Here is a 12,742-nt window from a genome sequence, read left to right on the forward strand (position 1 = left end):
CGATGACCACCTCCGACACCGGAGTCCGTGTCGCGGTCGTCGGCGTGGGCAACTGCGCCGCGTCGCTGGTCCAGGGCGTCCATCACTACGCCGACGCAGACCCGACCAGCCAGGTCCCTGGCCTGATGCACGTCGACTTCGGCGGCTACCACGTCGGTGACATCACATTCGTCGCCGCGTTCGACGTCGACGCCAAGAAAGTCGGCCACGACCTCTCGGACGCCATCGCCGCCAGCGAGAACAACACCATCGCCATCGCCGACGTCCCCCCGCTCGGGGTCACCGTCCAACGCGGACACACCCTCGACGGACTCGGCCGCTTCTACCGCGAGACGATCACCGAATCCGACGACGACCCCGTCGACGTCGTCACTGCACTACGCGAAGCCCACGCCGACGTACTGGTGTCCTACCTGCCCGTAGGCAGCGAGGAGGCCGACCGCTTCTACGCCCAATGCGCCATCGACGCCGGCGTCGGATTCGTCAACGCCCTACCCGTGTTCATCGCCTCCGACCCCGACTGGGCCGAGAAATTCCGCACCGCAGGCATCCCGATCATCGGCGACGACATCAAATCCCAAGTCGGCGCCACCATCACCCACCGCGTCCTAGCACGCCTGTTCGAAGACCGCGGCGTCCAGCTCGACCGCACCATGCAACTCAACGTCGGCGGCAACATGGATTTCCTCAACATGAAAGAACTCGAACGCCTCGAGTCCAAGAAGACCTCCAAGACCCAGTCCGTCACCTCCCAGGTCGACCGCGACCTGGGCAAGGCCAACGTCCACATCGGCCCCTCGGACTACGTCGCCTGGCTCGATGACCGCAAATGGGCCTACGTTCGCCTGGAAGGACGCGCGTTCGGCGACGTCCCACTGAACCTGGAATACAAACTCGAGGTCTGGGACTCCCCGAACTCCGCCGGGATCATCATCGACGCCGTCCGCGCAGCGAAGATCGCCATGGACCGCGGCATCGGCGGACCCATCCTCTCCGCATCCGGCTACTTCATGAAATCCCCACCCGAGCAGTACCGCGACGGCGTCGCCCGGGACAAGGTCGAGGCGTTCATCCGCGGCGAGTCGACGTCGTGACTGCCGCGGCGACGCCGGCCGACCCGGTCGCCGACCTGTTGCGGGTCGCCGCCCGGCAGCCCGACCGGTGCGCGCTGCTCGACGGGGATACCCCGGTCGGCTACCGCGAACTGGCGGCGGCCGTGCGGGGTGTGCTGGACGCGGTCGCGCCACACGGCGACGGGCCGGTCGGCGTCGTCGCGCGCCACGACGCGGCCGCGATCATCGGAGCGCTCGGCGTGCTCGCGGCCGGCCGGAGCTACGTCGCGCTGGACCCGTCCACCCCCGCCGGGCGGCTGCGCGCGATGATCGAGCAGGTCGGCTGCACCGAGATCGTCGGCCGGCTGCCGGACGCGGCCGTGCCGCCGTCCGCGCGGATGCTCGCCCCGGCCCGCGACGGCGACCCGCTGACCGCAGACGAGGTCGTCCCCGCCGACCCGGAGTCCGCCGCCTACCTGCTGTTCACGTCCGGCAGCACGGGCACGCCGAAGGCGGTCGTCGTACCCCGCCGGGCGCTGTCGGCCGTCGTGCCCGAACTCGTGCGGTGCTACGGCATCGAGCCCGACGACCGCGTCCTGCACTTCACGCCACTGTTCTGGGACACCAGCCTCGAGGAGCTGTTGCCGACGCTGTCCCGTGGCGCGACCCTCGTCCTGGATCCGGTCGCCGACCTGGACCTGCCGAGCGTGCTGCACACGCACGCGGTGACCGTGGTCAACCTGCCGACCGGGTTCTGGCACGAGACGGTCACCGTGCTCCTGGAGGACGGCGGCACGCTGCCCGCGTGCACCCGCACCGTCGTCGTCGGCGGGGAGCCGGTGCGCCCGGAGATGCTCCGGGCGTGGCACCGGCTCGGGCTCCCGGCGACGCGGCTGGTCAACACGTACGGGTCGACGGAGACGGCGCTCGTGACGCACGCCGTCGACATCGCCGGACCGGCGGCGGTCGAGCTGCCCGACGACGCGCCGGTGCCGTTCGGCCGCCCGCTGGGCCACGTCCGGCAGGCCGTCGTCGCCCCCGATGAGGGCTCCGAGAGCGACCAGGAGGTCGGCACCGGGACGGAGGCGTCCCCCGACTCGACCGGCGAGCTGCTGCTCTCCGGCCCGAACGTCGCGCTCGGCTACCACGGTCGGCCCGAGCTGACCGCGCGCCGGTTCCCGGTGCTCGACCTCGGCGACGGCCCGCGGGTCTGGTTCCGGACCGGTGACCGAGTCGGGCCGGGGCCCGCCGGGACGCTCGTCCACAAGGGACGGATCGACGGACAGGTGAAGGTGCGCGGGATCCGCGTCGACCTCGGCGAGGTCGAGTACCTGACCGCGGGGCACCCGCGGGTGCGCGCCGTCGCCGTCGCCCCGGTCGCGCGCCGCGGGCACACCAGCCTCACCGCGTTCGTCGTGCTGCACGACGACGGGTCGCCCGAGGCGGACGCCCTCGCGGACATCCGACGGCACCTGCGGGCGACCGCGCCCGCGCACCTCGTGCCCGGCGCCGTGCTGGCCGTGCCGGAGCTGTGCCACACGCGCAGCCGCAAGATCGACCGCGCGGCGACCCAGCGGCGGTACGCCCCGGACGGGGAGACCGATGGCTGAGCCGATCGACCCGGCGTTCGCGCCGATCGGCACACCGGACACCCGCGGGCCGCGACAGTTCCTGTGGTGGGTGATCCGCAGCAGGCTGCGGCTCACGCTCACCGCCGCTGCGTTCGGCGCGGTGTGGATGGTCCCGCTCTCGGTGCTGCCGTTCGTCGTCGGCGAGGCGATCGAGGGCATCCGCGCGACCGGCGGCCCGCAGGGCGCACTCGTCCCGGCCGCGGTGGCGCTGGTCGTGGTGACGGTGCAGGCGCTGGCCGGTGGCGGGCTCCTGCGGGCCTCGGCGTTCGCCGGCCTGCACGCGCGCACGGTCAGCCACCGCGCCCTGATGGCCCGGCTCGTCGCGGTCGTGCCCGGCGAGCGGCTCCCGGCAGGCGACCTCACGACCGCGGCGACGATCGACGCGGTGCACGTCGAGGAGTTCGTGGAGTCCCTCGGGCGGACCGTCGGGTCGCTGCTCGGGCTCGTGGTCGTCTCGGTCGTCGTGCTCACCCGCTCCCCCGTCCTGGGCGCCGTGCTGCTCGTCGGCGCCGTGCTCGCGGTGCTGACGATCGGCCCGCTGATGCGTCCGCTGCGCGAGCGCAGCGAGCGCCAGCGCGAGGAGCAGGCGCGGGCGACGGCGCTGTCGGTCGACATCGTCAACGGACTGCGGGTGCTGCGCGGGATCGGTGGCGAGGACCGGTTCGCCCGCCGCTTCGACGAGGTCAACCGACAGGTCCGGCGACTGGGCGTGTCCGCCGGGAGGTCCGAGGCGACGCTGATCGCCGCCGCCACGCTGCTGCCCGGCCTGGTGATCGTCGCCGCGACGTGGACGGGGGCGCGGCTCGCGCTGACCGGGGACGCGGCCGTCGGCGACGTCGTCGCCGCGTTCGGCGCGTCCGGGTTCCTCTACCTGGCCATCACGAATGTCGTGACCAGCGCGGACGCCGCCGCCGTCGCGACCGTCGCCGCCGACCGCATCCGCATGCAGATCCTCTCGACCCCGCCCCCGGTCGTCGGGACCGGGACGGGTGTGCGGCCGGCCGCCGGCGTGCTCACCGTCGTCCCCGTGGGCGGATCGGCCGCGCGGGAGCTGGCCCGGTCGATCGCCGCGGCGGCGCGCAGGGAGAGCGGCGCCACGGCCGTGCTCACCGCGGACGCCTCGGACCGGCTGTTCTCCGGGCCCGTCGGCGAGCAGTTGCGCGTCGCCCGGCCGGACGCGGACCTGCGTCCGGCGCTGCGCGCCGCCGTGGCCGAGGACGTCGTCGACGACGTGCTGGGCGGCCCGGACGCGCACCTCGACGTCGACGCCCGGTCCCTGTCCGGCGGCCAGCGGCAGCGGCTCGTGCTCGCCCGTGTCCTGCACGCCGACGCCGACGTCCTCGTGCTCGACGACCCCACCGGCGCCCTGGACGCCTACACCGAGTGGGAGGTCTGCCGCGGCGTCGCCGCGCTGCGCCGCGGGCGGACGACGGTGGTGCTCACCGAGAGCCCCTCGTGGCGCTCGGTCGCCGACGACGTCGCGGAGCCCGCCGGGATGGTGACCCGGTGACCGCGACGGAGACCGGGACCGCGACCGGGCCGACGACGGGGACGCGGCGGTCGCTGGCCGTGCCGCGCGCCGGACGAGCCGTCGTCCGGACCTGGCTCGCCGAGCAGCTGCGCGCCGAACCCGCGCGGACCGCGACCGTGCTCGGGCTGGTCGTCGCCGCCGCGGTCGCCGGTCTCGCCGGGCCGTTGCTGCTGGGACGGATCGTGGACACGCTGGTCGACGGCGGTGACCCGGCCCGGATCGACACGCTCGCCCTGTGGTTCCTCGGTGTGCTCCTCGCGCAGACGGTGTGCACCCGGTGGGCGCGCTCGTGGGGCGCGGCCATCGGGGAGGGCGTCCTCGCGCGGACCCGGGGGTCCTACGTCCGGCACGTGCTGGCGCTGCCGCTGGGGACCGTCGAACGCGTGGACGCCGGTGAGCTCGTCAGCCGCTCGACGGCCGACGTCGAGGTGCTCGACGAGGGCGTCCGCTCGGCCGTCCCGGAGATCCTCACCGCGGCCGTCACGCTGGTCCTGACGCTCGTCGCGATGGTGCTCGTGTCGCCGCTGCTGAGCCTCGTCAGCCTCGTCACGCTGCCGCCGCTGCTCGCGCTCGGCGTCTGGTACCGCAGGCGCGCGGGGCGCGCCTACGAGAACGTGCTCGGCGGCTGGGCGTCCGTGCAGTCCAGCGTGCACGAGACGGTCGCGGGCGCGCAGAGCGTCGCCACCCTGCGGCTCGGGCCGCACCGGACCCGCCACCACGCCGAGGCGCTGCGCGTCGCGCGCGCCCACAACCGGCGGGCCATCGACCTGCGCACGGTGTTCTTCCCGGGCCTGGAGTTCGGGGTGTTCCTCCCGCTCGCCGTCCTGCTGCTCGCGGGCGCGTACGGCGTGCAGCAGGGCCTCGTCGGCCTCGGGGCCCTGACCGCGATGGTCCTCTACGTCGAGCGGCTGTCCGAGCCGCTGGCCGACGTCCTGACCTGGCTCGACGAGCTACAGCTCGGCGGTGCGGCGCTGCGGCGGATCCTCGGGGTCCGCGAGATCGAGGGCGAGGCTCCGGGGAACGGCGTGGCGCCGGACGGGCGGGAGGTCCGCCTCGACGGGATCGGGTTCGGGTACACCCCGGGCGTCGAGGTCCTGCACGACGTCGACCTCGTCCTGCCGGCCGGCAGCCTCACCGTGCTGGTCGGGCCGTCCGGCGCGGGGAAGACGACGCTCGGGCGGCTCGTCGCCGGCCTGCACCGGCCGACGTCCGGCGCGGTGACGGTGGGCGGGGCGCGGGTCGACACCCTCCCCGCGACCGAGCTGCGCCGCGCGGTCGTCATGGTCACCCAGGAGCAGCACGTGTTCGCCGGGACGGTGCGGGAGAACCTGGCGCTGGTCCCGGCGCGCGAGGGCGAGCGGACCGACCGGGAGGTCTGGGCCGCGCTCGACGCCGTCGGCGCGGGCGACTGGGTGCGCGACCTCGACCACGGGCTGGACGGCGCCGTCGGCGACGGCGGCGCGACGCCGACGCCCGCGCAGAGCCAGCAGCTGGCGCTCGCGCGTGTCGTGCTGGCCGACCCGCCGGTGGCCGTCCTGGACGAGGTCACCTCGGCGCTCGACCGGGACGCCGCCCGCGGTGTCGAGCGCTCGCTGACGGCGGCACTGGCCGGGCGCACCGTGCTGGCCGTGTCGCACCACCTGGACATCGCCGCCGCGGCGGACCGGGTCGTCGTCGTCGCCGACGGCCGGATCGTCGAGTCCGGCAGGCACGACGAGCTCGTGGCCGCCGGAGGGCGGTACGCCGCGCTCTGGGCGGGACGGAACGCCGAAACGCACCGACAAGGGGGAACCGAGCTGATGACACCGACACCGACGACCGGGAGCGGGACCGCTCCGGCGGCACTGGCCGATCTCGTGGGCTGGGTCGCCGACCTGCTCGACCGACCGGCCGGGGAGATCGACACCGGCCGCAACCTGTACGAGCTGGAGATCGATTCGCTCGACCTGATCCGGATCGCGAGGAACATCCACCGGACCCACGGGGTGCGGGTGACGACCCAGCAGATGCTGGACCCGGACATGACGCTCGACGACCTGGGGCGCATGGTCGGTGCCGCCGCGCACGCCGGCCCGGCCTCGTCGGGAGGGGTCGCGCCGTGACCCTCGTCGACGAGCTGTCCACCCGGACACACTCCGGGCCCGCGCCCTACCGGTACGTCCGGCGGCGGCTGACCGAGCCGGACTGGCGGCGCCTGCCCGGCTGGCGTGACGTCGACGAGGAGCAGTGGCGCGACGCCCAGTGGCAGCGCGCCCACTGCGTCAAGTCCGCGCGGCAGCTCGCCGAGCTGCTCGGGCCGCTGCTGCTGCCGGACTTCCTCGACGACCTGGTCCGGGACCAGGAGGAGACGGCCACGATGGCGATGCTGCTGACCCCGCAGATCGTCAACACGATGGTGCCGCGCCTCGGCGCGGGCACGGACGCCGTCACGTTCACGGCCGCCCTGTACCGGGACCCGGTCCGCCGCTACATGCTGCCGGTGCGCACCGACCGCGACCCGTTCTGGCCGAGCCACCCGCTCGCGACCCGGGACTCGCTGCACGAGGCCGACATGTGGGCGGTCGAGGGCCTGACCCACCGGTACCCGACGAAGGTGCTCGCCGAGCTCGTGCCGACCTGCCCGCAGTACTGCGGGCACTGCACGCGGATGGACCTGGTGGGCACGTCGACGGCGGCCGTGACGAAGCACCGGCTCGAGCTGCGCCCCCGCGACCGGCAGGCCGCCATGCTCGACTACCTGCGCGCGACGCCGGGCGTCCGCGACGTCGTCGTCTCCGGCGGCGACGTCGCGAACGTGCCGTGGCCGCAGCTCGAGGCGTTCGTCGAGCAGCTGCTCGACATCGACTCGGTGCGCGACGTCCGGCTGGCCAGCAAGGCGCTCGCCGGGCTGCCCCAGCACTGGATGCAGCCGCGGATCGTGGACGGCCTGGCCCGCCTGGCCGGCGTCGCCCGGCGGCGCGGCGTGCACCTGGCGATGCACACGCACGTCAACCACGCCGCCTCGGTGACCCCGCTCGTGGCCGAGGCCACCCGCGGGCTGCTCGACGCCGGCCTGCGCGACGTCCGCAACCAGGGCGTGCTGATGGCCGGCGTCAACGACTCCGTCACCGACCTGCTCGACCTGTGCTTCGCACTGCAGGACGAGGCCGGGATCCTGCCGTACTACTTCTACATGTGCGACATGATCCCGTTCGCCGAGCACTGGCGGATCCCGCTGTGGAAGGCGCAGGACCTGCAGCACGGGATCCTCGGTTACCTGCCCGGCTACGCGACGCCGCGGATCGTCTGCGACGTGCCGTTCGTCGGCAAGCGGTGGGTGCACCAGGTCGAGCACTACGACCGGGTCACCGGGACGTCGTACTGGTCGAAGAACTACCGGACGGCGTTCGAGGACGACACACACGCCCGGGACCTCGTGTACCACGACCCGGTGCCGTCGCTCCCGTTCAGCGGGCAACGCTGGTGGCAGACACCGCCCGTGGAGACCGGCGCGCGGGGGTGACCCTGCGGCCCGCCCCGGTCCGGACGACCGGGGGACGACGAACACCGGGATAGGGTCCGGTGTGCACCTTCCGCTCGCCGTCAACCGGGCCCTGACCTCCGTCGTCGCCGCTCCGCTGCTGTCCCCGGCGCTGCCGGTGGCGCTCCGCCGACGCCTGCTCGACCTCACCGGAGCGGCGCTGCCGCTGCCGCGCGGTGTCCGGCGGGCGCGGGGCTCGCTCGGGGGCGTGCCCACCGAGGTCGTCTCCTCGGTCGGCGCGCCGGGCCCGCACCGCGTGCTCTACCTGCACGGCGGCGGCTACCTGGTCGGCTCTGCGGCGTCGCACCGGGCGCTGCTGGCCGGGTTGAGCCGGGCGACCGGCACACCGGTGCACGCCGCGGAGTACCGGCTCGCACCCGAGCACCCCTACCCGGCCGCCGTCGACGACACCGTCGCGGCCTTCCGCGCGCTGCGCGCGGCCGGTCACCCCGCCCACCGGATCGCCGTCGCGGGCGACTCCGCGGGCGGCGGGCTCGCGATGTCGCTGGTGCTGCGTCTGCGCGCGGCCGGCGAGGAGCTCCCCGGCTCGGTCGGGCTGATCTCGCCGTGGCTGGACCTGGACTGCACGTCCCCGGTGCTGCGCCGCAACGCCGCGAGCGACGCGATGCTCGACCCGTCGTGGCTGCCGAACGCGGCAGGTGACTACCGCGGCGCGGCCGATGGCGACGCCGCGGACCTGCGCCCGCTCGATGCGGACCTGTCCGGGCTGCCGCCGCTGCACGTCGTCGCCGGCGCGGACGAGGTACTCGTCGACGACGCCGACCGCCTCGTGGAGCGGGCCCGGGCTGCCGGCAACCCGGTCACCTACCAGCGGGCCGACGGCATGTGGCACGCGTTCCCGGTGCTCGCCGGCACGCTGCGCGAGGCCGACGCGGCGCTGGGCGCGCTGGGGGCCGCGCTGCGCGCCGACTGCGCGGCCGAGCGCCGCTGACCCGCCCGTTCACGCCCCCCGGGAACGCGAACGGGGCCGGGCACCTCCACGGGAGAGAGGTGTCCGGCCCCGTTCGAGACTCTCCGGGCGGTCCGGCCCCACCGTCGTGGGATCGGACCGGTGCGACCGCCTAGCGGTAGTCGCGGCCGAAGTCGTAGTCGTCCAGCGGCACCGCGGCACCGGTGCCCGTGCCGAACACGTCGGGGCTGTAGTAGCCGTCGTCGTAGCTCGGCAGCGCGTAGGCGGCCGCGCGGGCCTCCTCGGTCGGCTGGACCTGGATGTTGCGGTACCGGTTGATGCCGGTACCCGCCGGGATCAGCTTTCCGATGATCACGTTCTCCTTGAGCCCGACGAGCTTGTCGCGCTTTCCGTTGATCGCGGCATCGGTGAGGATCCGGGTGGTCTCCTGGAACGAGGCCGCGGACAGCCACGACTCCGTCGCCAGCGAGGCCTTGGTGATCCCCATGAGGACCGGGCGGCCCGAGGCCGGCTCGTTGCCCTCCGCGACGACCCGACGGTTCTCGGACTCGAACTCGCCCCGCTCGGCGAGCGCGCCGGGCAGGAACTCGGTCGCACCCGAGTCGATGATCGTCACCCGGCGCAGCATCTGCCGGACGATGACCTCGATGTGCTTGTCGTGGATGTCCACGCTCTGCGTGCGGTACACCTTCTGCACCTCACGCACGAGGTGCAGCTGCACCTCACGCGGGCCCATGACACGCAGCACCTCGTGCGGGTCCGCCATGCCCTCGAGGAGCAGCTGGCCGACCGTCACGTGGTCGCCGTCGGCGAGCGGACGCTCGGTGCCGTCGACGGTGGTCATCCCGAGCCACTGCCGCTTGGACAGCTTCTCGTAGACGATCTCCTCGCCGCCGTCGTCCGGGATCAGCGTGATCTTCCAGAACCGGTCGCCGTCCTCGATGCGGATGCGGCCGTCGACGTCGGCGATCGGCGCCTTGCCGCGCGGGACCCGGGCCTCGAACAGCTCGGTGACACGCGGCAGACCGGTCGTGATGTCGTCACCCGCGACGCCACCCTGCTTGAACGTACGCATCGTCAGCTGGGTGCCGGGCTCACCGATGGACTGTGCGGCGACGATGCCGACGGCCTCGCCGACGTCCACCAGCTTGCCGGTGGCCATCGAGCGGCCGTAGCACATGCCGCAGATACCGGTGGCCGAGGCGCAGGTCAGCGCGGAGCGGACCCGGACCGTCTTGACGCCGGCCGCGACGAGTGCGTCGAGCACGGCGTCGCCGAGGTCGTCGCCCTTGCGGACCAGCACGGTGCCGTCCGCCGCGGTGATCTCCTCGCCGGAGGTCCGGGCGTACACCGAGGTGCGCAGGTAACGGTGCGGGATGAACCGACCGTCGCTCGTCTCCTCGGTGACCGCCATCGGGATGGCGCGCTCGGTGCCGCAGTCGACCTCGCGGACGATGACGTCCTGCGACACGTCGACCAGACGACGGGTCAGGTACCCGGAGTCCGCGGTCCGCAGCGCGGTGTCCGCCAGACCCTTACGGGTGCCGTGCGTGGAGATGAAGTACTCCAGCACCGACAGGCCCTCACGGTACGAGGCCTTGATCGGACGCGGGATGAACTCGCCCTTGGGGTTCGCGACCAGACCCTTCATACCCGCCAGCTGGCGGATCTGGGTCATGTTGCCCGCGGCCCCGGACTGCACGATCGTCGGGATCGGGTTGTCCTCGGGGAAGTTCTGCTCCATCGCCTTGGCGACCTCCTCGGTCGCCCGGCTCCAGATCTTGACCATCTCGTCGTTGCGCTCCTGGTGCGACAGGGCACCACGCTGGTAGCGCTTGTTGATCTGGTCGGCCTTCGCCTCGTACTCCTCGAGGATGCCCGCCTTGGCCGGCGGGACCAGCACGTCCGCGATCGAGATCGTGACGCCGGAGCGCGTGGCCCAGTAGAAACCCGCGTCCTTCAGCCGGTCCAGGACCTGCGCGACCTCGGTCATCGAGTAGCGCTCGGCCAGCTCGTTGACGATCGTGGCCTGGCGCTTCTTCGGCAGCGGCTCGTTGACGAACGGGTAGTCCGCCGGCAGGAGCTCGTTGAACAGCACCCGCCCGAGCGTGGTCTCCGCGGTCCAGACGCCGTCCTCGGTCACGGTCTCGGCGTCCGTGCCCGGGGTCGGGGTGACCTGCGGGAGCCGGATCTTGATCGGCGCCTGCAGGTGGAGGACCTTGCGGTCGTAGGCCATGATCGCCTCGGCCGCGGAGCCGTAGTGGTTCCCGGCGCCGTGGGCATCCTCGCGGAGACGGGTCAGGTGGTACAGACCCGTGACCATGTCCAGACGCGGCATCGCCAGCGGGCGACCCGACGCCGGGGACAGGATGTTGTTCGACGACAGCATCAGCACGCGGGCCTCGGACTGCGCCTCGGCCGACAGCGGCAGGTGCACCGCCATCTGGTCACCGTCGAAGTCCGCGTTGAACGCCTCGCAGACCAGCGGGTGCAGCTGGATGGCCTTGCCCTCCACCAGCTGCGGCTCGAAGGCCTGGATGCCGAGACGGTGCAGCGTGGGCGCACGGTTCAGCAGCACGGGGTGCTCGGAGATGACCTCCTCGAGCACGTCCCACACCTGCGAGCGGCCGCGCTCGACCATCCGCTTGGCGGACTTGATGTTCTGCGCGTGGTTGAGGTCCACCAGGCGCTTCATCACGAACGGCTTGAACAGCTCCAGCGCCATCTGCTTGGGCAGACCGCACTGGTGCAGCTTCAGCTGCGGGCCGACGACGATGACCGAACGGCCCGAGTAGTCGACGCGCTTGCCGAGCAGGTTCTGGCGGAACCGGCCCTGCTTGCCCTTCAGCAGGTCGGACAGCGACTTGAGCGGGCGGTTGCCCGGACCGGTCACCGGCCGGCCACGACGGCCGTTGTCGAACAGCGCGTCGACGGACTCCTGGAGCATCCGCTTCTCGTTGTTGACGATGATCTCGGGCGCGCCGAGGTCGATCAGTCGCTTGAGGCGGTTGTTCCGGTTGATGACCCGGCGGTACAGGTCGTTCAGGTCCGAGGTCGCGAAGCGGCCACCGTCGAGCTGCACCATCGGGCGCAGGTCCGGCGGGATGACCGGCACGCAGTCGAGCACCATGCCCATCGGCGAGTTGCCGGTGGTCTGGAACGCCGCGACGACCTTCAGGCGCTTGAGCGCACGCAGCTTCTTCTGGCCCTTGCCGGACCGGATGATCTCGCGCAGCTTCTCGGCCTCGGCCGGGATGTCGAAGTTCTCCAGCAGCTTCTGGATCGCCTCGGCACCCATGGCACCGGTGAAGTAGTCGCCGTAGCGGTCGTAGAGCTCGCGGTAGATGGACTCGTCCGCGATGAGCTGCTGGACGTCGAGCTTGGTGAACGTCGTCCAGATCTCGTCGAGCCGGTCCAGCTCGCGCTGGGCACGGTCGCGCAGCTGACGCATCTCGCGCTCGCCGCCGTCCTTGACCTTGCGGCGGACGTCGCCCTTGGCACCCTCGGCCTCGAGCTCGGCGATGTCGGCCTCGAGCTTCTGGGCGCGGGCCTCGAGGTCGGCGTCGCGGGTCTGCTCGACCCGGCGGCGCTCCACGCTCATCTCGTTCTCGAGCGTGGACATGTCGTTGTGCCGCAGCTCGGTGTTCACCGAGGTGATCACGTACGCCGCGAAGTAGATGATCTTCTCGAGGTCCTTGGGGGCCAGGTCGAGCAGGTAGCCCAGCCGGCTCGGGACGCCCTTGAAGTACCAGATGTGCGTGACCGGGGCGGCCAGCTCGATGTGGCCCATCCGCTCACGACGCACCTTGGCGCGCGTGACCTCCACGCCGCAGCGCTCGCAGATGATGCCCTTGAACCGGACGCGCTTGTACTTGCCGCAGTAGCACTCCCAGTCCCGGGTCGGACCGAAGATCTTCTCGCAGAAGAGCCCGTCCTTCTCCGGCTTCAGGGTGCGGTAGTTGATGGTCTCGGGCTTCTTGACCTCACCGTGCGACCACTGGCGGATGCCCTCGGCGGTGGCCAGGCCGATGCGCAGTTCGTCGAAGAAGTTGACGTCGAGCACGTATGTCCTCTGTT

Annotated in this window: 7 protein-coding genes; 6 read left to right on the forward strand and 1 reads right to left on the reverse strand. The window is 72.6% G+C overall.

What is annotated here, in order from left to right; translation table 11 throughout:
• Positions 1 to 2: 2 nt before the first annotated feature.
• From ZF1_RS23565 to ZF1_RS23590, 6 genes are all read left to right on the forward strand, one after another.
• Positions 3 to 1,094 (forward strand): inositol-3-phosphate synthase, encoded by a 1,092-nt coding sequence (locus ZF1_RS23565; protein ID WP_482638370.1) that lies wholly within the window; start codon positions 3 to 5, stop codon positions 1,092 to 1,094.
• A complete protein-coding gene (locus ZF1_RS23570; protein WP_482638371.1) occupies positions 1,091 to 2,662 on the forward strand; it encodes an AMP-binding protein in 1,572 nt (523 codons plus the stop codon). The genes ZF1_RS23565 and ZF1_RS23570 overlap by 4 nt, the downstream gene beginning before the upstream one ends.
• Positions 2,655 to 4,193 carry an ABC transporter transmembrane domain-containing protein gene (locus ZF1_RS23575; RefSeq protein WP_482638372.1) on the forward strand — a complete coding sequence of 513 codons (1,539 nt, stop codon included), beginning with the start codon at positions 2,655 to 2,657 and terminating at the stop codon, positions 4,191 to 4,193. Before ZF1_RS23570 ends, ZF1_RS23575 begins: the two co-directional genes overlap by 8 nt.
• The gene (locus ZF1_RS23580; protein WP_482638373.1) at positions 4,190 to 6,316 is read left to right on the forward strand and encodes an ABC transporter transmembrane domain-containing protein; all 2,127 of its coding nucleotides are present in this window, start codon (positions 4,190 to 4,192) and stop codon (positions 6,314 to 6,316) included. Before ZF1_RS23575 ends, ZF1_RS23580 begins: the two co-directional genes overlap by 4 nt.
• On the forward strand, positions 6,313 to 7,716 hold the full coding sequence (locus ZF1_RS23585) for a KamA family radical SAM protein (RefSeq protein ID WP_482638374.1): 1,404 nt from the start codon (positions 6,313 to 6,315) through the stop codon (positions 7,714 to 7,716). Before ZF1_RS23580 ends, ZF1_RS23585 begins: the two co-directional genes overlap by 4 nt.
• A gap of 61 nt (positions 7,717 to 7,777) precedes the next feature.
• Positions 7,778 to 8,686, forward strand: a complete 909-nt coding sequence (locus tag ZF1_RS23590; RefSeq protein WP_482638375.1) for an alpha/beta hydrolase — start codon at positions 7,778 to 7,780, stop codon at positions 8,684 to 8,686.
• Between the two features lie 130 nt (positions 8,687 to 8,816).
• Here ZF1_RS23590 and ZF1_RS23595 read toward each other — a convergent pair whose 3' ends face one another.
• On the reverse strand, positions 8,817 to 12,728 hold the full coding sequence (locus tag ZF1_RS23595; RefSeq protein ID WP_482638376.1) for a DNA-directed RNA polymerase subunit beta': 3,912 nt from the start codon (positions 12,726 to 12,728) through the stop codon (positions 8,817 to 8,819).
• Positions 12,729 to 12,742: the final 14 nt, after the last annotated feature.

Source organism: Pseudonocardia sp. ZF1 (assembly GCF_056835605.1).